The sequence below is a fragment of the Streptomyces sp. NPDC059718 genome (assembly GCF_042733315.1).
Classification (GTDB): Bacteria; Actinomycetota; Actinomycetes; order Streptomycetales; family Streptomycetaceae; genus Actinacidiphila.
The window spans coordinates 20,675-43,389 of record NZ_JBHWGA010000005.1; the positions used below are offsets into that span (position 1 = coordinate 20,675).

The 22,715-nt window shown below is 74.2% G+C and carries 18 protein-coding genes and 1 pseudogene; 9 read left to right on the forward strand and 10 right to left on the reverse strand.

Annotated features, from left to right (window positions below; genetic code table 11):
• Nucleotides 1–187, forward strand: a pseudogene (locus ACFV3E_RS07910) (hypothetical protein); the annotation flags it as partial.
• A gap of 82 nt (nt 188–269) precedes the next feature.
• On the opposite strand, the gene ACFV3E_RS07915 reads toward ACFV3E_RS07910, so the two are convergent.
• Both ACFV3E_RS07915 and argS read right to left on the reverse strand, forming a co-directional pair.
• The gene (locus ACFV3E_RS07915; protein WP_500533957.1) at nt 270–1,103 is read right to left on the reverse strand and encodes a DUF4253 domain-containing protein; all 834 of its coding nucleotides are present in this window, start codon (nt 1,101–1,103) and stop codon (nt 270–272) included.
• A gap of 92 nt (nt 1,104–1,195) precedes the next feature.
• On the reverse strand, nt 1,196–2,959 hold the full coding sequence (gene argS, locus ACFV3E_RS07920) for an arginine--tRNA ligase (protein ID WP_500533959.1): 1,764 nt from the start codon (nt 2,957–2,959) through the stop codon (nt 1,196–1,198).
• A 128-nt stretch (nt 2,960–3,087) separates the two neighbouring features.
• On the opposite strand from argS, the gene lysS reads away from it, so the two are divergent.
• Nucleotides 3,088–4,752, forward strand: coding sequence for a lysine--tRNA ligase (gene lysS / locus ACFV3E_RS07925; protein WP_500533961.1), 1,665 nt, complete (start codon nt 3,088–3,090; stop codon nt 4,750–4,752).
• Nucleotides 4,753–5,104: 352 nt separating this feature from the next.
• On the forward strand, nt 5,105–7,705 hold the full coding sequence (locus tag ACFV3E_RS07930; protein ID WP_500533963.1) for an MXAN_6230/SCO0854 family RING domain-containing protein: 2,601 nt from the start codon (nt 5,105–5,107) through the stop codon (nt 7,703–7,705).
• A gap of 4 nt (nt 7,706–7,709) precedes the next feature.
• Here ACFV3E_RS07930 and ACFV3E_RS07935 read toward each other — a convergent pair whose 3' ends face one another.
• From ACFV3E_RS07935 to ACFV3E_RS07945, 3 genes are all read right to left on the reverse strand, one after another.
• Nucleotides 7,710–9,002 (reverse strand): DUF2637 domain-containing protein, encoded by a 1,293-nt coding sequence (locus ACFV3E_RS07935; RefSeq protein ID WP_500533965.1) that lies wholly within the window; start codon nt 9,000–9,002, stop codon nt 7,710–7,712.
• Nucleotides 9,003–9,121: 119 nt separating this feature from the next.
• Nucleotides 9,122–9,823 carry a DUF3558 domain-containing protein gene (locus tag ACFV3E_RS07940; protein ID WP_500533967.1) on the reverse strand — a complete coding sequence of 234 codons (702 nt, stop codon included), beginning with the start codon at nt 9,821–9,823 and terminating at the stop codon, nt 9,122–9,124.
• A gap of 65 nt (nt 9,824–9,888) precedes the next feature.
• Nucleotides 9,889–10,695 carry a hypothetical protein gene (locus tag ACFV3E_RS07945; RefSeq protein WP_500533969.1) on the reverse strand — a complete coding sequence of 269 codons (807 nt, stop codon included), beginning with the start codon at nt 10,693–10,695 and terminating at the stop codon, nt 9,889–9,891.
• Between the two features lie 216 nt (nt 10,696–10,911).
• Here ACFV3E_RS07945 and ACFV3E_RS07950 point away from each other — a divergent pair, with 216 nt between their 5' ends.
• On the forward strand, nt 10,912–12,105 hold the full coding sequence (locus tag ACFV3E_RS07950; RefSeq protein ID WP_500367398.1) for an RtcB family protein: 1,194 nt from the start codon (nt 10,912–10,914) through the stop codon (nt 12,103–12,105).
• 93 nt (nt 12,106–12,198) lie between these two features.
• Here ACFV3E_RS07950 and ACFV3E_RS07955 read toward each other — a convergent pair whose 3' ends face one another.
• Together ACFV3E_RS07955 and ACFV3E_RS07960 are read right to left on the reverse strand one after the other, a co-directional pair.
• Entirely contained in the window at nt 12,199–12,963 is a 765-nt protein-coding gene (locus ACFV3E_RS07955) for an SDR family NAD(P)-dependent oxidoreductase (protein WP_500533970.1), read from the reverse strand.
• Nucleotides 12,964–13,161: 198 nt separating this feature from the next.
• Nucleotides 13,162–14,679 carry an FAD-dependent oxidoreductase gene (locus ACFV3E_RS07960; RefSeq protein WP_500533972.1) on the reverse strand — a complete coding sequence of 506 codons (1,518 nt, stop codon included), beginning with the start codon at nt 14,677–14,679 and terminating at the stop codon, nt 13,162–13,164.
• Nucleotides 14,680–14,781: 102 nt separating this feature from the next.
• On the opposite strand from ACFV3E_RS07960, the gene ACFV3E_RS07965 reads away from it, so the two are divergent.
• A complete protein-coding gene (locus tag ACFV3E_RS07965) occupies nt 14,782–15,360 on the forward strand; it encodes a TetR/AcrR family transcriptional regulator (RefSeq protein WP_500329438.1) in 579 nt (192 codons plus the stop codon).
• A 39-nt stretch (nt 15,361–15,399) separates the two neighbouring features.
• Entirely contained in the window at nt 15,400–16,383 is a 984-nt protein-coding gene (locus tag ACFV3E_RS07970; RefSeq protein ID WP_500533974.1) for a 2-hydroxyacid dehydrogenase, read from the forward strand.
• A gap of 11 nt (nt 16,384–16,394) precedes the next feature.
• Here the strand turns inward: ACFV3E_RS07970 and ACFV3E_RS07975 are convergent, their stop codons facing one another.
• Nucleotides 16,395–17,129, reverse strand: a complete 735-nt coding sequence (locus ACFV3E_RS07975; protein WP_500533975.1) for a hypothetical protein — start codon at nt 17,127–17,129, stop codon at nt 16,395–16,397.
• 284 nt (nt 17,130–17,413) lie between these two features.
• Here ACFV3E_RS07975 and ACFV3E_RS07980 point away from each other — a divergent pair, with 284 nt between their 5' ends.
• Nucleotides 17,414–18,394: a phosphotransferase family protein gene (locus ACFV3E_RS07980; RefSeq protein ID WP_500533977.1), complete on the forward strand. Its 981-nt coding sequence runs from the start codon at nt 17,414–17,416 to the stop codon at nt 18,392–18,394.
• A gap of 83 nt (nt 18,395–18,477) precedes the next feature.
• Here the strand turns inward: ACFV3E_RS07980 and ACFV3E_RS07985 are convergent, their stop codons facing one another.
• Nucleotides 18,478–19,791, reverse strand: a complete 1,314-nt coding sequence (locus ACFV3E_RS07985) for an FAD-binding oxidoreductase (protein ID WP_500533979.1) — start codon at nt 19,789–19,791, stop codon at nt 18,478–18,480.
• Nucleotides 19,792–19,853: 62 nt separating this feature from the next.
• On the opposite strand from ACFV3E_RS07985, the gene ACFV3E_RS07990 reads away from it, so the two are divergent.
• Complete coding sequence (locus tag ACFV3E_RS07990; protein WP_500533981.1) at nt 19,854–20,846, forward strand: helix-turn-helix transcriptional regulator; 993 nt, start codon at nt 19,854–19,856, stop codon at nt 20,844–20,846.
• Nucleotides 20,847–20,877: 31 nt separating this feature from the next.
• Here the strand turns inward: ACFV3E_RS07990 and ACFV3E_RS07995 are convergent, their stop codons facing one another.
• A complete protein-coding gene (locus tag ACFV3E_RS07995; protein ID WP_500533983.1) occupies nt 20,878–21,417 on the reverse strand; it encodes a hypothetical protein in 540 nt (179 codons plus the stop codon).
• 114 nt (nt 21,418–21,531) lie between these two features.
• Here ACFV3E_RS07995 and ACFV3E_RS08000 point away from each other — a divergent pair, with 114 nt between their 5' ends.
• Nucleotides 21,532–22,263, forward strand: a complete 732-nt coding sequence (locus ACFV3E_RS08000; RefSeq protein WP_500533985.1) for a DUF429 domain-containing protein — start codon at nt 21,532–21,534, stop codon at nt 22,261–22,263.
• Nucleotides 22,264–22,715: the final 452 nt, after the last annotated feature.

Here is a 22,715-nt window from a genome sequence, read left to right on the forward strand (position 1 = left end):
GTACCGGTACGACGGTGACCGCGGCCGGGGCGGCGAGTACCGGAACTACGGTGACCGCGGCCGGGGCGGCGAGTACCGCCGTGACCGGGGGCGTGACGGCCGCTGGTACCACCGCCACCACCGGCACCACCCGCGTTGGCACCACCGCCACCACCGTCACGACCACCGCTGGCACTTCCACCGCTGAGCGGTACTGACCGGGTCGTCTCGGGGGTGTCCTTCCACCGCGGGGAAGGACACCCGTACCTCGGGCCCGGCAGGGCATCCGTCTAGTCCCACCAGAAGGACCAGGTGGGCACGTCCACCAGGGACTTGGCGTACGCGCGGAGCGAGCCGCTGCCCTGGGTGACGTTGTCCGGGCAGAAGGCGAAGTGCTCGGCGGCCACGGCCTCGGCCTCCCGCACGGTGGCCGGCGGTGCTGCCACGGACAGCACGAGCACGTCGAAGGCGAGGGCCACGACGCGCACGCCGAAGCGCTCCTCCCAGGAGCGCAGCACCGAACAGAGCCGGGCCACGTCGTTCTCGTGGTTGCACGGCCCCGTCCAGCCGATGGCAGCGGGGACGTCGGCGCTGCGCCGGGCGGGGACGAGGGCCGCTCGGGGGTCCTTGAACCACCCCGCCTCGACCACGGCCGCGGCGACCTCGGCCGCCCTGACGTCCGGGTCGGCCTCGAACTCCCGCGCCGGGGCGAGGCCGGGCCACGCCCGGCCGAACGGGGCGACCAGGTCAGCCGCGTCCTCGTCGGGGGCCTCGCCCTCCTTCTCCTCGTCGTCCTCGTCCTCATGACCCCAGAAGCCGGCCAGCACCTCGTCGGCGTCGTGGTCGCCCGGGTAGGACATCATCCCCGGGTCCAGTTCCGCCGTGGCCGGCAGCGCCGCGTCCATGGAGAGCAGCACCGGGTGCAGCCCCGCCGTCATCCGCGCGGGGAGCAGCCTTTCCCAGGAGCCGGGCCCGGCGGTCTCCTCCGCGTGCCAGAGCAGCGGTTCGGGCCACCGGCCGTCGCACGTGGCGTCGACGAGCGTGCCGGGCGGGAGGTCGAGGCCCAGGGACCGGCCGGCCGGGTCCTGCGCGAGCTTCGGGAGCTGGTTGGGGAGCATCGCCATGGCCGTGAATGTAGGGGTGCCCACTGACAACGGCGGCCCCGGGGGGAGTGTTGACTCCCGCCGGGGCCGCCGTCGTAGGGACGCGGGGCGCGTCAGAGGCGCTCGGGCGTGCGGATGCCGAGCAGCGCCATGCCCTGCTGCAGGGTGCGGGCGGTCAGGTCGCAGAGGAAGAGGCGGTTCTCCTTGACGTCGGGAGCCGGCTCGGGCCTCACGACCGGGCACTGGTCGTAGAAGGTCGTGAACGCCGAGGCCAGTGCGTAGAGGTACGAGGCCAGCTTGTGCGGCTCGTACGTCTCCGACACGGCCGCCAGGGTGTCCGCGAACTCGTCCAGCAGCAGGCCGAGCGCCCGCTCGGCCGGGGCCAGCGGCAGCTCCGGGTGGGCTACCGGCTTCGCGTCGCCCGCCCGCCGCAGGATCGACCGGATCCGGGCGTACGCATACTGCAGGTACACGCTCGTGTCGCCGTTGAGCGAGACCATCCGGTCCAGGTCGAAGACGTAGTCCCGGCCGAGCGAGGTCGACAGGTCGGCGTACTTGATCGCCCCGATGCCGACCTCCTTGGCACGGTCGGCGACCTCCTCGTCGGTGAGGGCGCCCTCGTTCCGTTCCTTGTTCTTCTCCTCGATCACCGCGGAGGCCCGCTCCACGGCCTCGTCCAGCAGGTCCACCAGCCGGAAGGTCTCCCCGGACCGGGTCTTGTACGGCTTGCCGTCCTTGCCGAGCAGCGTGCCGAACGGGATGTGGAGCGCCTTGACCTCTTCGGTCAGCCAGCCGGCCCGCCTGGCCGTCTCGAAGACCATCTTGAAGTGGAGGGCCTGCCGGGAGTCCACGACGTACAGGAGGGTGTCCGCGTGCAGGTCCGCGGTGCGGTTGCGGATCGCGGACAGGTCGGTCGCGGCGTAGCCGAAGCCGCCGTCGGCCTTCTGCACGATGAGCGGGACCGGCTCGCCGTCCTTGCCCTTGACGTCGTCGAAGAACACGCACAGCGCGCCGTTGGAGCGCACGGCGACGCCGGACTCCTCCAGCAGCTTGCAGGTCTCGACGAGCATGTCGTTGTAGCCGGACTCGCCGACGACGTCCTCGTCGCGGATCTCGATGTCGAGCTTGTCGTAGACCGAGTTGAAGTAGATCTTCGACTCGTCCACGAACCGCTGCCACATCGCCAGCGTCTCCGGCTCGCCCGCCTGCAGGTCCACGACCCGCTTGCGCGACCGGGTCTTGAAGTCGTCGTCGGAGTCGAAGACGGCCCGCGAGGCCTTGTAGAGCCGGTTCAGGCGCGACATGGAGGCCTCGCCGGCCTCCTCGCCCGCGTCGGACGCGTCGTGGTCCAGCTCGTGCGGGTGCTCCACCAGGTACTGGATGAGCATGCCGAACTGGGTGCCCCAGTCGCCGATGTGGTGGCGCCGGATCACCGTCTCGCCCTCGAACTCCAGGATCTTGACGAGCGCGTCGCCGATCACGGAGGACCGCAGATGGCCGACGTGCATCTCCTTGGCCACGTTCGGCTGCGCGTAGTCGATCACCGTGACGCCGGGCGCGGCCTTCGCGGGCACGCCGAGCCGGTCGTCGGCGGCCCGGGCGGCGAGCGTCCGGGTGATCGCGGAGTCGGCGACGGTGATGTTGAGGAAGCCGGGGCCGGAGACCTCGACGGAGGAGATCAGCCCGTCGTCCGCCGGGAGGGCGGCCACGACCTCGGCGGCCAGCTCGCGCGGGTTCGCCTTGTTCCGCTTGGCGAGGCCCAGCACACCGTTGGCCTGGAAGTCGGCCCGGTCGCTACGTCGCAGCAGCGGGTCGGCACCGAGGGCGTCAGCGACGCGCTGCTGGATCGAGGCGGAAAGCGAGTTGACCGAGGCCATGGGATGGGTGCTTCCTGAGAGGGATCGGAGATCAACCCTCAGTATCCCACGCGCTACCACTCATTTTTCTCTGGGACAATTGCCGGGTACCGCGCTACCCGCTGCACAGGTGGAAGGAAGTCGAGACAGTGGCTCAGAGCACCGAGGCCGACTGGGTCGCCCGCTTCGCGGACGACGTCATCGCGGAAGCCGAGCGGCGGGCTCCGGGCAAGAAAATCGTCGTCGCCTCCGGGATCAGCCCCTCCGGGCCGATCCACCTCGGCAACCTGCGCGAGATCATGGTCCCGCACCTGGTCGCCGACGAGATCAAGCGGCGCGGCGTGCCGTGCGAGCACATCCTGTCCTGGGACGACTTCGACCGTTACCGCAAGGTGCCGGCCGGCTACGACCCGTCCTACGCCGAGCACATCGGCAAGCCGCTGACCTCCGTGCCGGCGCCCGAGGGCAGCCCTTACGAGACGTGGTCGGACCACTTCAAGGCCCCGTTCCGCGAGGCACTGGCGGCGCTGGGCGTCGAGGTCACCGAGATCAGCCAGACCGTCGAGTACACCTCCGGCACCTACCGCGAGCAGATCCTGCACGCGATGCGGGAGCGCCGGCGGATCGACGAGGTGCTCGGCCGCTACCGGACGAAGAAGAAGGGCGGCGAGGAGCAGGACGACGAGGAGGCCTCGCTCGCGCAGGCCCCCGAGTACTTCCCTTACAAGCCGTACTGCTCGGCCTGCGACAAGGACCTGACCACGGTCGTCGCCTACGACGACGACACCACCGACCTCACTTACGAGTGCCAGGCCTGCGGCAACCGCGAGACGGTGCGGCTGAGCGAGTTCGACCGCGGCAAGCTGGTCTGGAAGGTCGACTGGCCGATGCGCTGGGCCTTCAAGGGCGTGGACTTCGAGCCCTCCGGCGTGGACCACCAGTCGCCCGGCTCCTCGTGGATGGTCGGTCAGCAACTCGTCCGCGAGATCTTCGGTGCCGAGCCGCCCATCGGCCCGATGTACGCCTTCGTCGGCATCAGCGGCATGGCCAAGATGTCCAGCTCCAAGGGCGGCGTGCCGATCGCGGCCGACGCCCTGCAGATCATGGAGCCGCAGCTGCTGCGCTGGCTGTACGCCCGCCGCCGGCCGAACCAGGCGTTCAACATCTCCTTCGGCGACGAGATCTCCCGCACCTACGACGAGTGGGACGCGCTGGAGCGCAAGGTCGCCGAGGGCACGGCCGCCCCGGTGGACCTCGCGGTGCACTCGCGGGCCGCGCGCACCGCGAGCGGTGAGCTGCCCACCACCCCGCGCAAGCTGCCCTACCGCACCCTCGCCTCGGTCGTGGACATCACGACCGGGGACGAGGAGCAGACGCTGCGCATCCTGCGCGACTTCGACCAGGAGCAGCCGCTGGCCTCCCTGGACGAGGCCCGGCCGCGGCTGGACTGCGCCGAGCGCTGGGTGAACACCCACGTCGAGCCCGAGGCCCGCACCCAGGTGCGTACCGAGCCCGACGCGGAGGCCCTGGCGGCGCTGTCCGGCGAGGAGCGGGAGGCGCTGAAGCTGCTGGTGGACGGGCTGCCCGAGCACTGGTCGCTGGACGGGCTGACCACCCTGGTCTACGGCGTGCCGAAGATCCAGGCAGGCTTCGCTCCCGACGCCAAGCCGACGCCGGAGATGAAGGTCGCCCAGCGGTCCTTCTTCGCCCTGCTCTACCGGCTGCTGGTCGGCCGGGACACCGGGCCGCGGCTGCCCACGCTGCTGCTGGCGGTGGGTCAGGACCGCGTGCGGGAGTTGCTCGCGGCGAGCTGAGCCGGACTCAGATGTGACGGCGGCGGGTGGCGATGCCACCCGCCGCCGTCGTCGTGCGGGCCGGCGAATATTCGAACGCGGCGGTGAGCGGCGCGCGCTATGGTCATCGGGCGCGGGGCGGCTCACGGTGTGCTTCCTTCTCTCACTTTCCCTGAACCAGGGCACCGGCTTCCCGCCCCGCCCACGCAAACCGGCTCACCGGCCCGGACATGGGGACCGGGCACGGGACCACCGGTTCCCGGGGCGGCTCCCGGCGTGCTTCCTCCTCACAGTCATCGCTATTGCTGTGCCGCGAAGGTTGCCAGCGCGCCCACTTCCCGCCCCGGCACGTCCACCAGGGGGAGACACAGGGATGTCCACGGCCACCACCGCCACCACGACCGCGCCGCGCACGCTCGCCGGCATCCTGCTCGCACGCCGCGGAGCCGTCCACCTGACGGCAACTTCGGCCGGGCCGTCGCTCGCCACCACGGCGGGCGTGGCACTGCTGGAAGCGGACCTCCTCGACCGCGGTTACCTGATGGCGCCCGCCCTGCGGGCGGCGCTCACCGAGCGGAGCGAGGCCGCGCTGACCGCTGCCGGGCGGGCCCTGCTGGCCGACGTCGACCAGGCGCTCGGCGCCGACCGGCCCCACGAGCCGCTGTTCCGCGACTTCCCCACCAGCACCCCGAGGGACACCTTCGCCTTCTACGTCGACCGTGTCCTCACCCTGCTCTTCCAGCACCCGGAGCAGCCCTGCGTGCTGTGCGGCACGGAAGGCACCGTCCACGCGGTCTCGCCCTGCGCGCACCTGGTGTGCCGTTCCTGCTTCGACGGCGCGGACTTCTCCGCGTGCCCCGTCTGCCACCGCCGGATCGACGCGGACGACCCCTTCCTGCGACCGCGCCGGCCGCGGCGCTTCGGCGGGCTGCGACGCGCGCTGCCCGAGCGGCTGCGCGTGCTGCAGTACGGCGGCGACCTCGCCGCCCGGGACGCGGACGCCACGGGGGAGATCCGCGGGCTCCTCGCCCGTACCGGCGCCCTGAGCCCGCAGGACGCCGACGACCTCATGGCCCTGCTGGAGACCCGCGACCGGGCCGGCCTGGCGTGGCTGCCCGAGCAGATCCCGGGCCGGGAGACCAAGGCCCGGGTGCTGGCCTGGCTGCTGGCCGATCCCGCCGCGTACGCGACGAGCCTCCCGGCCGTCGCGGCCCGCGTCGACACCGCGACGGACGTGCTGCGGCTGCTCGCCGTGCGCTCGGGCGGCGACCCGGGCCTGGTCGACCTGCCGCGGCTCCGCACGATGCCCAGGCCGCTGCGGCGTGCCCTGCTCGGGGTGCTCGACGGACTCGCTCCGGACCTGGTGGCACAGGACATGCGCCGGCACCGGCACGCCTGGCTGCGGGCCGCGGAGCTCCTGCACCCCTTCGAGCACGCTGGCCGCTTCCCGCGGGCGGCGCTGGCCGTCGCGGCGCTGCGCGACACCCGCCTCGCGGACGGCGACGCGCTGACCGCGACCCTGCGGACGGCGGCCGACGGCGCGGCGCGGGTCGACGCGACGGGGACGGTGGTACGGGTGCACGGCTGGGCGGGCCGGGTCGAGGCCGCGCTGGACGCCATGGACGTACCGGCGGCCGTCGAGCTGCTGGCCCAGCGGCCGGGCGAGTTCGCACGCCGGCTCGACCACCTGCTGCGGCTCTCGGAGGCCGCGGAGGCGGACGTCGTGCTGTCGGCGCTGGAGACGGCGGTGCCCCGGGTGTCGCCCGCGGTGCTGCTGTCCGCGCTCGGCGCCATCCGCAGCCGTCCGCACGCGGACGGCACCCGGGTGTTCTTCCCGAAGGGCGGCAGCGCCAAGGCGCACCTGGCGGACGACGACCGGCTGCCGATCGCGGCCGACGTGGTCGGGAAGGCCGTGGCCGTCCTCCACGCCGAGGTGCTGCGGAGGGCCGCGGAGCGGGAGGCGGTCGACGTCGCCGTCGTGGACGCGGGCCTGGGCGGCCTGATCGCGCCGTTCACCGAGCGCACCGCCTCACGCGCCCTGGTGACCCTGCCGCGCGGCAGCGAGCTGCCCGTGCCGGACGGGAGGACGGTCCGGCTGTTCCTGCACTGGATGGAGAGCGAGCGGTCCGGGCGGACCGATCTCGACCTGTCCACCGCCCTGTTCGACGCGGAGTGGAACCCGGTCGGCCACTGCGACTACACGCGCCTGCGGTTCGCGGAGGACGCCGCCGTGCACTCCGGCGACCTCACCAGCGCCCCGGCGCCGCAGGGCGCCGGCGAGTTCGTCGACCTCGACCTGGACAAGCTGGCGGACGCCGGGGTCCGCCACCTGGTCGCGGTGGTCTTCTCGTACAACAACGTCCCCTTCGAGGACCTGGCGGAGGGCTTCGCCGGGCTCATGGCGCGGGACGAGCCCGGGGACGCCGGGCCGGTCTTCGACGCCCGCGCCGTGGAGCAGCGCTACGACCTGACGGGACGGTCCCGCGCGGGCGTGCCGCTGGTGATCGACGTGGCGGCCCGCACGATGCGGTGGCTCGACGTGGTCAAGGGCGTCACCGGCACCGGCCACTCCGTGGCGCGGCACGGCGACGACCTCGCCGCGCTCGGCAGGGCGCTCACCGGGCTGTTCGCCTCCGGGGCCCGCGTGGGGCTGGGCGAACTGGCCGTGTGGCAGGCGGCGGCCCGCGCCGCGACGGTCCTGATGCGGCACGCGGACGGTTCCACGACCGCCTACCGGCGCCGGGAGGCCGAGTCCGCGGCGGAGTTCGCCGCGCGGATCGGGAGCCCGTGCGCCGACCCGGCGGACGGCGCCGTGCCGGAGGCGGCCCGGCTGGCGTACCTGCTGCGCGGCGACGTCGACCTGCCCGAGGGCGGCGAGGTGTTCGCGCTGCACCCGGCGGCCCTCGACGCGGCGAAGGTGCGGCTGCTGTCGGCGTCCGACGTGGTCGCCTCGCTGGCCCCCGCCGCCGGCTGAGGCGCTACGACGCGTACTGGCCGTCGAGTTCGAGGCGGCGGCGCAGGTCGCGGACGTAGGGGCGCAGGGTGCTCTCGCTGAGGGGGCCGCCGTTGGGGCTGGAGATGCCGTACCGGTCCTGCAGGATCAGGCCGAACTGGCGGGCGTTGGGGAAGTTGCCGAACTGCTGGTGGTAGGCCCGGAAGGCGCGGTCGTATATCTCCTCGCGGGAGGTGTCCTCCGTGACGGGCTCCGGCTCGGGGTAGTAGTCCGGGTCGGGCTCCGGCGCGAACTCGCTGCGGGGCGTGGGGATCACGCCGTTGCCGTCGGCGAGGGCGCGGCGGCGGTTTCCGGCGCCGACCGGGGCGGTGATCGGGTCGACCGCGGGGGCGGGCGCCTGGTACGGCTCCGGTGCCTGGTACGCCTCGGGCGCCTGGTAGGGCTCGGGTGCCTGGTAGGGCTCGGGTGCCGGTTCCGGCGCGGGAGCGGGGGCCCGGTACGGGACCTGTGCGTCGGCCCGGACCGGTTCGGGGGCCGGTGCCGGGGCGGGGGCGGGCTGCTCGGGCTCGGATGCGGGTGCGGGTGCGGGTGCGGGTGCGGGTGCGGCCTCCGGGGCGGGCAGCGCGGCGACGGCCGGGGCCGGCAGCTCGATGCCCGCCGCGGCGAGGCCGATGGCGGCGGTCTGCTCCATCGGCACCCCGTACCGGGCGAGCTTCAGCGGCATCAGGGCCTCGACCGGGGCCTTGCGGCGCCAGGCGCGGCCGTAGCGGGCGCGCAGCCGGGCCCGGTAGACGAGACGTTCCTGCTCGACCCGGATGACCTCGTCGTAGCTGCGCAGCTCCCACAGCTTCATGCGCCGCCAGAGGCGGAAGGTCGCGAACGGCGCCAGCAGCCAGCGCGCGAGCCGGACCGACTCCATGTGCTTGTCGGCGGTGATGTCGGCGACCCGGCCGATCGCGTGCCGGGCCGCCTCCACCGAGACGACGAAGAGGATCGGGATGATGCCGTGCATCCCGACGCCGAGCGGGTCGGGCCAGGCCGCCGCGCCGTTGAAGGCGATCGTCGCCGCCGTCAGCAGCCACGCCGTCTGGCGCAGCAGGGGGAACGGGATGCGCAGCCAGGTCAGCAGCAGGTCGAGCGCGAGCAGGACCACGATCCCGGCGTCGATGCCGATCGGGAACACGTTGGCGAACCAGCCGAAGCCCTTGCTCAGCGCCAGCTCGCGCACGGCCGCGTACGAGCCCGCGAAGCCGATCGCGGCGATGACCACGGCGCCCGTGACGACCACACCGGTCAGGATCCGGTGTGTCCGGTTCATGCGTATCGCGGACACCCGCGACCCTCCCAGGCTCGGAAACTGGCCTGCCCAGCCTGCCACACGGGGCAACGGGCAGGTTGCCCAAACGTGGTGAATCGGTACAGCGGATCCCGCAGTTGTTACGCGTTCGCCGCCGCGACCGCGGTGGCCGCCTCCTTGGCCGCCTTGAGCGCGCCGGTCTTCAGGCCGGACTCGGCCGGGGTCTTCGCGTCCTCGAGGCCCGCGCCGTTGTAGGTGAGCACCAGCACGGCGTTCCCGGTGCGGGCGACGACCGTGACGTCCCGGTACTCCTCCTTGTCCTTCCTGACCGACGAGGTGACCGCGGTGCCCGCGTCCCACACGCCGTCCACCGTGACCGGCGTGCTCTTGGCGCCCTTCGCCCCGCCGGCCTCGGCGACCTGCTCGGCGTAGCGCTCCTTCGCCTGGTCCTCGGGCGAGCCGAGGCCCGCCACCGCGTCGTAGCGCTGGAGCGAGACGTCCAGCCAGCGGTACTGGTAGCCGTCCAGGCCGTTCCAGGAGCAGCCGCCGCGCTCGTCGCGCTCGGCCGAGTGCACGGGGGTGCCCGCGGGCTTCTTGGCCTTCGGAACCAGGGACTTGACGGTCTTGGCGCCGATGACCCGGCACGGGTCGGGGAGTTCGGCGTACCTGGCGGCGACGGCGCTGGGTGACGGTGACGCGGACTTCGACGCGGGGGCCGATGCGGCCGCCTTCTGCGCGTCGTCCTTCGACGAGTCCGAGCCGGAGGAGCAGCCGGCGACGAGCATCACCGGCACGGCCGCGCCGACGAGCAGGCGGGCGAGGTGCGGGGCTGATCGGTGCATGGATCCTTCGCTCATTTCGGTGCGTTTCATGTCATGGCACAAACGGCCAGACTACGCGCTTCGCCTCATTCGTCGAGTTGATCTGCGAGCTCCGCCGCGACCTGGCGGGCCCCCAGTTGCAGCTCCTCGCTGGGCGGTTCGACCGATTTGTCCGTTGACCACTGCGAGAGTTCGACGGTGACCAGGACGTTCGCCATGCGGAAGACGACGGTGATGTCGCGGTGGAGTCCCGGGCCCTGGTTCTTGAGGACGTCGTCGAGGAAGGCCCCGTCGCCGAGGTCGTCGAGGGTGCGCGGGGCGGTCTCGCCGGTGGCCGTCACGGACGGCGAAGGGGTGTCCGATGCCGCCGGGCTGCCGCCCTCTGAGCTGGGCTGACCCGCGGTGGCCGACGCGGACGCGGCGGCGTCGGCCGGAGCCGTGGCGGCCGGGATGTGGGCCTCCGCGGCCCGGCTGTCGTAGTCCGCCGTGGCCTGGCTCTCGTCGCTGACGGATGTGTCGTACGACACGACGCGCTCGAGGTCGATCTGGAGGTAGCGGTTGCCGAGGTCGGTGCGGCCGGTCCACTTGCAGCCCACCTTGCGGTCCGTGTCGAACGTCACGGTCGCCTCCCCCGCGTCGTCGTCCGCGTCCGGGACGAACTTCTCGAGGGTGTCCGCGGCGACCGAACCGCACGGCTCGGGCAGCACCCGGTAGCGGCCGGGTGGGGCCGCCGGGGTGGACTGCCTGCCGTCCGCGGCGTCGCCGTTGCGTGCGCCGTCCCCGGAGCCGCCCGACCCGCTGCACCCGGCCAGTGCGGCGACGGCGAGCACCGTCGTGCACGCCGCGGCCAGCAGGCCCCGGATCCGGTGGACGCGGTCTCCCGTTGGCTGCACTGAGGTGGCCCCTTCCTCCGGCGGTCGGTCCGGCGCCCGCGTAAATCCCTTGGCGGGGGTGGGCGACGGGTAGACACAATGTCTACCGCACGCGCTGCGGCCGTCGCCGGATCATGGGGCTGTATGGCTGACTTCGCCCTTTATTTCGCTTTCCATTAAGACGTGTTGTTTGTGTTGCCTTGATGGATTCCACCGTCCGACCCAGGGGGGAAAGAGATGTCGTACACGGAAGTGCCCGGAGTGCAGGTACCGATCCGCATGTGGACCGACCCGGCCGCGGTCGAGGGCGTCGCCATGCAGCAGCTGCGCAACGTCTCCTCGCTGCCGTGGATCAAGGGACTCGCCGTCATGCCCGACGTCCACTACGGCAAGGGCGCCACGGTGGGCTCGGTGATCGCGATGCACGGCGCGGTCTGCCCGGCCGCGGTCGGCGTGGACATCGGCTGCGGCATGAGCGCGGTGCGGACCTCCCTGACGGCGAACGACCTGCCCGGTGACCTCTCGCGGCTCCGCTCCAAGATCGAGCAGGCCATCCCGGTCGGCCGCGGCATGCACGACGAGGCCGTCGACCCCGCCCGGCTGTACGGCCTGCCCGCGGCCGGCTGGGACCGTTTCTGGGACGGTTTCGACGACCTGGCCGAGCCCGTCAGGTTCCGGTACGAGCGCGCGACGAAGCAGATGGGCACGCTCGGCTCCGGCAACCACTTCATCGAGGTCTGCCTCGACGAGGAGGGCGCGGTCTGGCTGATGCTGCACTCCGGTTCGCGGAACATCGGCAAGGAACTCGCCGAGCACCACATCGGCGAGGCCCAGAAGCTGCCGCACAACCAGGGCCTGGTCGACCGCGACCTGGCCGTCTTCATCGCGGACACCCCGCAGATGGCGGCCTACCGGCGCGACCTGTTCTGGGCTCAGGACTACGCGAAGCGCAACCGCGCGATCATGATGGCCCTGTTCCAGGAGGTGCTGCGGCGCGAGTTCCGCAAGGCCAGGGTCACCTTCGACGAGGTCATCTCCTGCCACCACAACTACGTGGCCGAGGAGCGCTACGACGGCATGGACCTGCTCGTCACCCGCAAGGGCGCGATCAGGGCCGGCAGCGGCGACCACGGCATCATCCCGGGCTCCATGGGCACGGGTTCGTACATCGTCCGCGGGCTCGGCAACACCGACGCCTTCAACTCCGCCTCGCACGGCGCGGGCCGCAAGATGAGCCGCAACGCGGCGAAGAAGCGGTTCTCCACGCGGGACCTGGAGGAGCAGACCAAGGGCGTCGAGTGCCGCAAGGACTCGGGCGTGGTGGACGAGATCCCGGGCGCGTACAAGCCGATCGAGAAGGTGATCGAGCAGCAGCGGGACCTCGTGGAGGTCGTCGCGAAGCTCAAGCAGGTCGTCTGCGTCAAGGGTTGAGCCCGGGCGGGCGGGTCCGGGGCCGTGCGCGGCCGCCGGACCCGCCGGTCGTACGGCGACGGTGGGCGGAGCGGTGACGCGCCCGCCGGGCGGCTACGGCTCCCGGTGCTCGCGGTGCACCCGGTGCTGGGCGGCTTGGGCGCGGGGGCGGACGACCAGCAGGTCGACGTTGACGTGGGACGGGCGGGTGACCGCCCAGGTGACCGTGTCGGCGATGTCCTCGGAGGTGAGGGGCTCGGCCACCCCCGCGTAGACGGCGGCGGCCTTCTCCTCGTCGCCGTGGAAGCGGGTGAGGGCGAAGCCCTCGCTCCTCACCATGCCGGGGGCGATCTCGATCACGCGGACCGGCTCACCGAGCAGCTCCAGGCGGAGCGTGCCGGCGAGGGCGTGGGTGCCGTGCTTGGCCGCGACGTAGCCGCCGCCGCCCTCGTACGGGGTGAAGGCGGCGGTGGAGGAGAGCACGACCACGGTGCCGTCGCCGGAGGCGATCAGCCCGGGCAGGAACGCCTGGACGGTGTGGAGCACGCCGAGGACGTTGACCTCGTACATCGTGCGCCACTCCTCGGGGTCGGCGGTGGCGACCGGGTCCGCGCCGAGGGCACCGCCGGCGTTGGCGAACAGGACGTCCACCCGGTCCAGCGAGGCGGCGAGCGCGTCGACGGCGCCGCGGTCGGTGACGTCGAGGGCCACGGCGGCGGCCGAGTGGCCCGCGGCGGTGATCTCCTTGGCGAGCGCCTCCAGGCGGTCGGCGCGGCGGGCGGTGAGCACGACGTGGTAGCCGGCTTCGGCCAGCCTGCGGGCGGTGGCGGCACCGATGCCGCTGCTCGCGCCGGTCACGACTGCGGTACGGGGGCTCATGGTCGTGCTGCCTTTCGCCGGTCGGGAGGTCGGGAGGTCGGGAGGGGCAAGTGCCCGCCTACGCTTGCAGCATAGGCGCGGTGGTGCCGGGCGCTCTCAGGGCGGTCCGCTGGGTGAACCACGGCAGGAACACCGGCTCCCTGCCGTTGCCCGCAGCCTCCCGGTGCCCGCAGCCTCCCGTCCCGAGCCCGGCGGCCGTCAGATGCGGATGCCCGCGGTCGGCCGGGACATGTGTCCCGCCTCCCCGGCCCACGCGGTGAGGGCGGCGTCGTGGCCGCCGTCGGCGGCCCAGGCGACGTAGCCGTCGGGGCGGACGAGCAGCGTGGTGCGGCCGCCGTCCGTACGGGTGACGTGGACGGCGCGCGCGTCGGCGGGTCCGGCCGCCGCGCCCTCGGGGGTGACGAGCACGAAGCGGCCGGCGCGCAGGGCCTCGTACAGCCGGCCCTCCCGCAGCGGCAGGTCGGGGGCGCGCCCGCCGGTCAGGGGGTGGGCGCCGCGCGGGGCGGGGTAGGCGATGCCGATGCCGGTGATCGCGCCCAGGGCCCTGCGGCGCAGCGGCGGGAGGTGGCCCACGGCCAGGGAGACCAGGTCGCGGAAGGCCCGCTGGAGGGCGTTGTGGGCCATGGCGAGCCGGATGATGCCGCCACTGCTGCGCAGCACCGTCGCGCCCACCGGGTGCCGTTCGGCCTGGTAGGTGTCGAGCAGGGCGTCGGTCGCGTGGCCGCGGACCACGGCGGCGAGCTTCCAGCCGAGGTTGGCGGCGTCCTGCAGACCGGTGTTCATCCCCTGGCCGCCGGCGGGGGAGTGGACGTGCGCCGCGTCGCCGGCGAGCAGTACGCGGCCGGCGCGGTAGACGGGCACCTGGCGTTCGTCGCTGTGGAAGCGGGAGAGCCAGCGCGCCTCGCCCATGCCGTGGTCGGTGCCCAGGGCGCGGCGCGTGACGGCGCGGACCTCGTCGAGGCCGACCGGGTCGCCGTCGGGCCGCTCGCCGGTGCGGTCCCAGCACATCACGCGGTACCAGCCGTCGCCGAAGGGCGCGAGGAAGGCGAAGGCGTCGCCCGTGCCGCCCACGGTCAGCAGTTCCGCGGGCGGTTCGGCGAGCCGGACGTCGGCGAGCACGATCGACCGGATGACGGAACGGCCGGGGAAGGGCAGGCCCAGGGCGGTCCGGACGGCGCTGCGGTGGCCGTCGGTGCCGACGGCGTACGCGGCGCGCCGGGTGGTGACGGTGCCGTCCGCGGTGCGGACGTCGAGTGCGACGCCCTCGTCGTCCTGGCGTACCGCGAGGACCTCGGCGCCGTGCTCGAAGCGCGCGCCCGCGGCGCGGGCCCGGCGCTCCAGCAGCCTCTCGACCTCGTACTGGGGGGTGATCAGCAGGTACGGGAAGCGGGAGGGCAGCTCCGCCAGGTCCAGCGACAGCCGGCGGAAGAGCCGCAGGCCGCGCAGCCGGTGGCCGGTGGCGACCAGCTCGTCGGCGAGGCCGCGGGCGTCGAGGAGTTCGAGGGTGCGGGCGTGGACGCCGAAGGCCCGGCTCAGGTTGCCGTGCCCCGGGCCGCGGCGCTCCAGGACGGTGACCGGGACACCGGCGGCGGCCAGGTCCCCGGCGAGCAGCAGACCGGTGGGGCCCGCGCCCACGACCAGGACCCCGGCCGGGTGTTCCCCGGTACCGGTACCGGTGCCGGTGCGGGTGGCGTCGGTGCGGTTCTCGGTGGTCATGGCGGTCTCCTCGGATGCCAACGCTTGTAGGCCAACGCTTGTTGGCAAACGTAGCGCCGCCGGTCTGGTGATGTCAACAGCCGTTGGCCTACAGTTGTGGGCATGACCACGACGTCCCCCGCCCCCCGCCGTTCCGACGCCACCCGCGCGGCGATCCTCGCCGCGGCCCGCGACCGCTTCGCCGCCGACGGCTACGAGCGCGCGACCATCCGCGCCATCGCCAAGGACGCCGCCATCGACCCCTCGATGGTCATGCGCTACTACGGCAACAAGGAGGGGCTCTTCGCCGCCGCCTCCGAGTTCGACCTGCGCATGCCGGACGTGACCGCGGTCGCGACCGAGGACGTCGGGGCCGTCCTCGTCGCGCACTTCCTGGAGCGCTGGGAGGAGGACGAGACCCTGACCGCGCTGCTGCGCGTCGGCGTCACCAACCCGGCCGGCGCCGAGCGGATGCGGTCGATCCTGCAGCGGCAGCTCGCACCGGTCGCCGCCGCCGTGTGCCCGGACCCGGAGCCCGGCCGCGCCACGGAACGCGCCGTGCTCGTGGCCTCGCAGATCCTCGGCATGGCCGTCAGCCGGTACGTGCTCCGCTTCCCGCCGGCCGTGGCGATGCCGCGCGAGGAGGTCGTGGCCTGGCTCGCGCCCACCGTCCAGCGGTACCTGACGGCCGCGGCCCCCTGACCCCCGCGGACGGATCCGCGAACGAAGGAGTGACGAGGCATGGAGCCGAAGAACGTCCTCGCGGTCATCGCGCCGCACGTCGGGGGCCGCCGCGTCGGTGCCGCCCTGGCCGGGCTCTTCGAGGGCCGGGCCGCCGTGACCGTCGTCGAGTCCGCCGATGAGGACCCGGCCGCCCTGGCCGCGGCCCACGTGATCATGACCGCGCTGGGCCCCGTGGCGGCCGGGCACCTCGCCCGCGCCTCCGCCCTGGAACTGGTCCAGTGCACCAGCCACGGCCACGAGCACGTGGACGTCGCCGCCGCCCGCGCCCGCGGGGTGCCCGTGTGCACCATCGGCTCCAGCGGGGCCGAGACCCAGAGCGTCGCCGAGCAGGCCTTCGCGCTGATGCTCGCGCTCGCCAAGCGCATCGTCCCCGCGCACGACGCGCTGTCCCGCGGCGAGTGGCCGCTGCCCCGCCTGCAGCGATCACTGACCGAGCTGGACGGCAGGGTCCTCGGCGTGATCGGTCTCGGGGCGATCGGGCAGGCCGTGGCCCGGCGGGCCGCCGCCTTCGGGATGACCGTCCGCTACACCTCGCGCGGGCCCGTACCGGCCGCCACCGAGCAGCTGCTGGGGGCCCGCCGCCTCCCGCTGGAGGAGCTGCTGGCGACCGCCGACTACGTGTCCGTCCACGTCCCGCTGAACGACGCGACCCGGCATCTGCTCGACGCGCGACGGCTGGCGCTGCTCAAGCCCACCGCCTTCCTGGTCAACACCGCGCGGGGCGCGGTCGTCGACCAGGACGCGCTCGCCGACGCGCTGGAGGCCGGGAGTCTGGCCGGTGCCGGGCTCGACGTCTTCGACCCCGAACCGCCGCCGGCCGGGATGAGGCTGCTCCACGCGCCCAACGTCGTCCTGTCCCCGCACGCGGGCGGCGCCACCGGGGACACGGTGGCCCGGATCGCGCTCGCCGCCGTCCGCAACGTCCTGGACTTCCTCGACGGCCGCCCGCCACGCGACGTGGTCACCGCCACGGAGGCCTGAACCGGTACGGCTCAGGCGCTCTGGTCGCCCTCGACGTTGGTGCCCGGGCCGAGCCCGGCGAGCGCGTCCTTGGCCACCGCAAGGGCGCCGTCGCGGACCTCGGACTCGTCCGGCGCCTTCTTGTTCTCGAAGTCGCTGCCGTTGTAGGTGACGGTCACGACCGCGTTGCCCTTGCGGAACACCACGACCGCCTCGCGCGTCTGCTGCTTGTCCTCGGTCGTCAGCCCCACGGACACGGACGCCTCGTCACCGATCCCGGATGCCGTGGTCGCCTTCTTCAGGCGCTTGTAGGAGGCCTTCGCCGCCGCCTCGCCGTCCTGGCCGCCACCGGTCGTGGACACCTCGAAGGTCACGTCGAGCCAGCGGTAGTCGAAGCCCTTGAGGGCGTTCCACGAGCAGCCCGTGCGGTGCGAAGGATCCGTGAGGGACAGTTGCTTGCCCGTCGTCTTGGCCTCCGGGACCAGCTTCTTGATGGTCGCGGTCTTGATCGCGGTGCACGGTGCGGGCGGCTTGGAGTACGTGGCGGGCGCGTCTTTGGAGCCGTCCGAACCGGAGCCGGAACCGGAACCGGAGTCCGAACCCGCGCCGGAGTCCGACCCGGACGGCGCGGTGGAGCCGGTACGGGATCCGTTCGCCGACGTGCGGCCGGCGTCCTCGTGGGACGAGGAGGCCATCGTCCAGCCGACGATGGCGAGTATGGCGGTGGGCAGCAGACGAGCCGCCAGGGTGAGGGGCAGGGACGCCACGGCGGTCTTCTCTTCGTCGATCCTGAGGAACCTGGGGCTGAGGAGTGAGCGTGGGGGACGTGGGGCCTGAGCGTACGACGTGAAGATGAGATTGCCATATGAAAGTGGCCCGGGAACAGACCAGGCGCGTAGGGGTTGCGGTACCGGGCGTGACGGGTGTAGCCGCGCGCCCCTGAAAATCCGGGCGCGCCGCGGACACGTCGACACCGGGACGGGCGCCGTGACGGACCGCCCCGGCGTACGACCGGTGACAGCGTGGGAGCGCTCTCATAGCATGCGGGGGCATGAAGAGCCTGACCAAGCGCGCCCTCACCGCCGGACAACTGGCCGCCCTGCTGCGGGAGTCGGCAGGCCTCGGCTGCAGCATGGAGGCCGAGCTCACGGACGGCTGGTTCAACGCCGCCTACCGGGTGCGGCTCGACGACGGGCGTCCGGCGGTGGTGAAGATCGCCCCACCGCCGGACGCCCTGGTGCTGCGCTACGAGCGCGGCATCATGGCCACCGAGGTCATGGCGCACCGCCGGATGGCCGCCCTCGGCGATGTGCCGCTGCCGGAACTGCTGCACGCGGCACCGGACTTCATGACGCTGTCGGTCCTGCCCGGCACCCCCTGGGACAAGGCGGCGGACCGCCTCCCCGCGGACCGGCAGGCCGCGCTGCGCCGTGAACTGGGCCGGATCGTGGCGCGGCTGCACACGCTCGCCCCGGAGGACGGCCGGTACGGCTACCCGGCCCCCGAGGCCGGGCTGTCGGCGGCGGACTGGCCGACGGCCTTCGGCGCCATGGTGGAGGCGATGCTGGAGGAGGCCGTGCGCTGGAGCACCCCGCTCGGCGTCGCCCCCGACGAGGTCCGCGCGCTCGTCGCGGAGGGTGCGGACGTCCTGGCGGAGGTGACCGAGCCGCGGCTGGTCCACTTCGACCTGTGGCCCGGCAACGTCTTCGTCGCCGACGACGGCTCCGCCGTCACCGGGCTCATCGACCACGAGCGGGCCTTCTGGGGCGACCCGGTGGCCGAACTGGTCTCCCTGGCCCTCGGCGGCGACGCCGGCCCCGGCAGCGACCTCGTCGGCGGCTACCACGAGGCGGGCGGCATCCTGGACTTCGGGCCCTCGACGCTGCACCGGCTGGCCCTCTACCGCGTCTACCTCGGCCTGATCCTGGTCGTCGAGTGCGGCCCACGGGGCTATCCCGCCGACCACGCCGACCACGTCCGCGAGGTCCTGCGCCGCTGGGTCGCGGAGCTCCGGGCCGTACGGCGGGGCTAGCACAACCCTCGCCCGCCTCGTCATGGGTCTCCTCACCGCGGCACCCGGGTCACGTACACGGCGTTCGCGTCCGGCCCGGCGGATCAGCCTTCCGGCCGCACCCCGCGGTTGAAGCGGAAGAGGTCGCCCGGGTCGAGGGCCGACTTCAGGCGGGCGAGGCGTTCGGCGTCCGGCGCCGGGTGGCCGGAGCGGAACCGGGCCGGGGTGGCCCCCGCCCCGTCGCCGTAGACGAAGGTCAGGCAGCGCCCGGCCGTCCGGTCGGCCACCTCGGCCAGGACACTGCGCTGCACCGCCCGGACCGGCTCCATCTCCGGCCCGGCCGCCGAGATCACCCGCAGCAGGAACCGCCCGTCGCGGTGGCCGGTCGCGCCCGGTACGGCGGGCGGCCGGGACAGGGCGCCCCCGAGGTGGCGCAGGTCGACGACGGTGCCGGCGGCCGCCGCGAGGACCCGGCGCAGGGCGGCCGCGTCGACGTCGCGCAGCACGGCGTTGTCGGCGGCGTAGGCGTGCGGCCGCGGCGGGTCGCGGTGGATGGCGCCCGACTCGGTGTACGGCACGAGCCGCAGGTCGTCGGTCGTACGCGGCCCCGTCGCGCGCAGCGGCGCCACCAGGCGTTCGCCCTCCGCCGCCGGGCCGTTGAAGGCGATCCGCACCGAGGCGAGGTGCCGTCCCCCGGGCCCGGCCGGGACCAGGGCCACCGAGGACGTCAGCTCCTCGGGCACCTCCCGGGTCCAGCGCAGGTACGCCGCCAGCACCTCCTCCGTCGCCCCGGCCGGGAAGACCAACTGCCCGCCGTACAGCACCGGCACGGGCAGCAGTCCGATCTCCATCCCCGTGACCACGGCGAGGCCGTGGCCGGCGCCGCGCAGCGCCCACGAGAGTTCCGGCTCGGTCCGGGCGGTGACGTGCCGGACCCGGCCGTCCGCCGTGACGACGTCGAAGGCCCGTACGTGGTCGCAGGCCCAGCCGTACTGGCGCGCCGTCAAGCCCAGTCCGCCGCCGAGGGTGTAGCCGACCGCGCCCACGTCCGGCGAGGAACCGCTCGGCGGCGCCAGCCCGAAGGGCGCGGCCGCCGTGACGACGTCCGCCCAGCGGGCTCCCGCCCCGACGTACGCGGTGCGCGCCACCGGGTCCACCCGGACCGCGCGCATGCGGCGGGTGCTGATCAGCACACCCCGGTCGGCGGCCACGGACAGGCCGTGCCCGGTGGCCTGGACGGCGACCGGCAGCGCGCGGGCCGCCGCGTGGACCACCGCCGCCCGGACGTCCTCGGCGGTCCGGGCGGCGACGATCAGGTCCGGGCGGTGGAGCCGGGCGGTCTGGAAACCGGAGCGCTCGGCGTCGTACCCCGCGTCGTCCGGGGCGATCAGGGTGTCCTCGTACGTGTTCGTCCTCATGGGGACGACGCTAGGAGCGCTTGAGGACACATCCTGTCCCCAGGCTGTGGAAATCTCGGCGCATGACGACGGACCGCCCGACGATGCCCGCCCGGATGCTGCGGCTGCTCTCGCTGCTGCAGAGCCGCCGCACATGGTCCGGCGCCGAGCTCGCCGGCCGTCTCGGCGTGACCGGCCGCACCGTGCGCCGGGACGTCGACCGGCTGCGCGAACTGGGCTACCCCGTGCACGGCACCACGGGCACGGCCGGTGGCTACCGGCTGGCCTCCGGCCGCGACCTGCCGCCCCTGCTGCTGGACGACGACGAGGCGGTGGCGATCGCCGTCGCACTGCGCACGGCCGCCGCGGGCGGTGGTGTGGCGGGCATCGAGGAGACGTCGGTACGCGCCCTGGCCAAGCTGGAGCAGGTGCTGCCCGCGCGGCTGCGGGCCCGGGTCGCCGCCGTCGGCGCGGCCACCGTCCGCGTCCCGGTCGGGCAGCCGGTTCCGGAGGCCGATCCGGACGCACTGGCCGTACTCGCCGCCGCGTGCCGCGACCACGAGGTGGTGACCTTCGACTACCGCGGCCGCGCCGCCGCCGCCCCGGAGCGGCGCCGTGCCGAGCCGCACAGCCTCGCCACCGCGTACGGGCGCTGGTACGTCATCGCCTACGACACCGACCGCGCGGGCTGGCGGGTGTTCCGGCTGGACCGGCTCACCGGCCCCGCCCCCGTCCACCGCCGCTTCACCCCGCGCGACCTGCCCGGCGGCCCGGGTACCGACCCGGCCGTGTACCTCGCCGCGACGCTGACCGCCGCCCCCTACCGCTTCACGGCCGCGGCCACGGTCGGCGCCCCCGCCGCCGAGGTGCTGGCCCGCCTCCCGGCGCCGCTGCCCGGGCGGGTGACGCCGCTGGACGAGGGCCGCTGCCGCGTGACGTTCGGCGCGGACTCGCCGGACCTGATCACGCAGGACCTCGTGGCGCTGGCCGGGCTCCCCGTCGTCCTCGACGAGGACACCCCGGCCGCGCTCCGCGCCCATCTGCGGGACGTCGGGCGCGCGCTCGCGGCGATGTGAGCGGTCGAGCGGTTGTCGGGGGAGTGGGGGGCTACCCGGCGGCGGTCGTGGGCTGCTCCACGACGTTGCGGCCACCGAGCGGCGCCATCCTGCCCGGGTGCTCGGGCTGCTGGCCCGGCATGAGCCCGGTGCCGGCCGCCGGGACGGAGGTGTGCGCGGATGTGTGGGCCGACGCGTGCGCGGATGTGTGGGCCGCCGTGTGGGCCGACGCGTGCGCAGGGGCCGCGTGGGTGGGAGCCGCGTGGGCGCCGCCGGACTGCTGCGCGGCACCCGGCGCGATCGCCATCGGGGCGGCGGAGGAGGGCATCGCCGCGGTGACCGCACGGCTCGCCTCGGTCTTCGGGTGCTCGTCCTTGTCGGGCGCGTGGCTCACCCCGAAACGGGTCCGCAGATGGTGCCCGGCCGCTTCGTCGAGGCTCACCGGCCGCTGCAGCCGCACCGCCAGCCGGCTCGCCTCACGGCCCAGCGCCGCGAGGTCCTCCCACCGCAGGTGCACGACGAGCGGCAGTTCCGCCTCGCCGTCTGGGAGCGCTTGAAGGCCCTGGAAGGGGACGTTGCTCTGAGCGTTCATCGGCCGGTCCTCACCATCGGCTGCAGTGCGGTACGGCAGGGGATACGCACCCCGTCACCGGAACGTTCAGCCGCGCCCGCGCCGCGCCCGCCGCGCGGCGGGGATGATGGGACCGTGCGCACCCTCGGGATCGACCTGGCCGCGAGCCCCCGGACGACCGCGGTCGCGGTCGTCACCTGGCCCGGTGACGGCACGGCCGTCGTCTCCCCGCCGCTGCTCGGGTGCGCCGACGACGTGCTGGCCGACCTGCTGTGCGGCCTGGAGCCGGGGGAACGGGCCGGGGTGGACTGCCCCTTCGGCTGGCCCATCCCTTTCGTCGAGGCCGTCGCCGCGCACGCGGCGGGCACGCCGTGGCCCGGGCGGGGCACCAACGGCTCGGCGTACCGGGCGACCCTGCGCCACCGCCGCACCGACGTCCTCACCCACGAGGAACTCGGCGGCCGGTGGCCGCTGTCCGTCGCCTTCGACCGGCTGGGCGCCACCGCCGCCCGCTGGGCCCACCTCGCCGACGAACTCGCCGCCCGCGACCGCCCGGTGGCCCGTGACGGCTCCGGCCGGATCGCCGAGGTGTACCCGGCGGCGTCCCGCAGGCGCTGGGGCCTGGGCCCCGAGCGCTCGACGGCCGGACTCCGCGCGGCCGCCCCCTGGCTGCGGTGCGGCCCGGCCGAACGCGCCGCGTACGACGGCAACGAGCACGCCTTCGACGCACTGGTCGCCGCCCTCGCCGCACGGGCTGTCCAGCGCGGACTCACCCGCGGCCCCGCCGGCCCGGAGGAGACCCACGCGGCCGCCGTCGAGGGCTGGATCCACATCCCCGGTGAAGGCACGCTCCCGGCCCTGCCGTGAGCCCGGGTGCGGTGACGTGACCGTGGTGGCCGGGGGGACGGGTGATGCGGGGGTGCGTGGGCATCCCGAGCCGGGACTGGGCCCGCCTCAAGGCCTCGGGCGCGCACTCAACGGCGCCGCCAGAGGTCGTGCTCGGGTGACCGCCGCGCACAGCGGCGGGCGTGGCGGACGGGAGCGGGCCGGGGAGCGCCAGGGCGTTCGCGGTGCGGTGATGGACTGCCACGGGGTGTTCGGCGGGCGCGAAGCCGCGCGCAGTAGCGTCCCACGGCGCGGTGGGGCACGCTTTTGGGCCCATGGCGGCGCGGGCGGCCTTTGGACGGTCCGAAGCCGGGACCGGGCCCGCCTGAAGACCCCTTGGGCGCGCACTCAACGGCGCCGCCAGAGGTCGTGCTCGGGTGACCGCCGCGCACAGCGGCGGGCGTGGCGGACCGGAGCGGGCCAGGCCTGGGACA

What these genes read in the sequence shown, in the direction of transcription:
- ACFV3E_RS07990 (WP_500533981.1), top strand. Translation starts at nt 19,854, where the DNA reads ATGACGACGGACCGCCCGACGATGCCCGCCCGGATGCTGCGGCTGCTC.
- ACFV3E_RS07960 (WP_500533972.1), bottom strand. Translation starts at nt 14,679, where the DNA reads ATGACCACCGAGAACCGCACCGACGCCACCCGCACCGGCACCGGTACC.
- ACFV3E_RS07970 (WP_500533974.1), top strand. Translation starts at nt 15,400, where the DNA reads ATGGAGCCGAAGAACGTCCTCGCGGTCATCGCGCCGCACGTCGGGGGC.
- ACFV3E_RS07940 (WP_500533967.1), bottom strand. Translation starts at nt 9,823, where the DNA reads ATGCACCGATCAGCCCCGCACCTCGCCCGCCTGCTCGTCGGCGCGGCC.
- ACFV3E_RS07915 (WP_500533957.1), bottom strand. Translation starts at nt 1,103, where the DNA reads ATGGCGATGCTCCCCAACCAGCTCCCGAAGCTCGCGCAGGACCCGGCC.
- ACFV3E_RS07995 (WP_500533983.1), bottom strand. Translation starts at nt 21,417, where the DNA reads ATGAACGCTCAGAGCAACGTCCCCTTCCAGGGCCTTCAAGCGCTCCCA.
- ACFV3E_RS07935 (WP_500533965.1), bottom strand. Translation starts at nt 9,002, where the DNA reads ATGAACCGGACACACCGGATCCTGACCGGTGTGGTCGTCACGGGCGCC.
- ACFV3E_RS07980 (WP_500533977.1), top strand. Translation starts at nt 17,414, where the DNA reads ATGAAGAGCCTGACCAAGCGCGCCCTCACCGCCGGACAACTGGCCGCC.
- argS (WP_500533959.1), bottom strand. Translation starts at nt 2,959, where the DNA reads ATGGCCTCGGTCAACTCGCTTTCCGCCTCGATCCAGCAGCGCGTCGCT.
- ACFV3E_RS07965 (WP_500329438.1), top strand. Translation starts at nt 14,782, where the DNA reads ATGACCACGACGTCCCCCGCCCCCCGCCGTTCCGACGCCACCCGCGCG.
- ACFV3E_RS07950 (WP_500367398.1), top strand. Translation starts at nt 10,912, where the DNA reads ATGTCGTACACGGAAGTGCCCGGAGTGCAGGTACCGATCCGCATGTGG.
- ACFV3E_RS07985 (WP_500533979.1), bottom strand. Translation starts at nt 19,791, where the DNA reads ATGAGGACGAACACGTACGAGGACACCCTGATCGCCCCGGACGACGCG.
- ACFV3E_RS07930 (WP_500533963.1), top strand. Translation starts at nt 5,105, where the DNA reads ATGTCCACGGCCACCACCGCCACCACGACCGCGCCGCGCACGCTCGCC.
- ACFV3E_RS07955 (WP_500533970.1), bottom strand. Translation starts at nt 12,963, where the DNA reads ATGAGCCCCCGTACCGCAGTCGTGACCGGCGCGAGCAGCGGCATCGGT.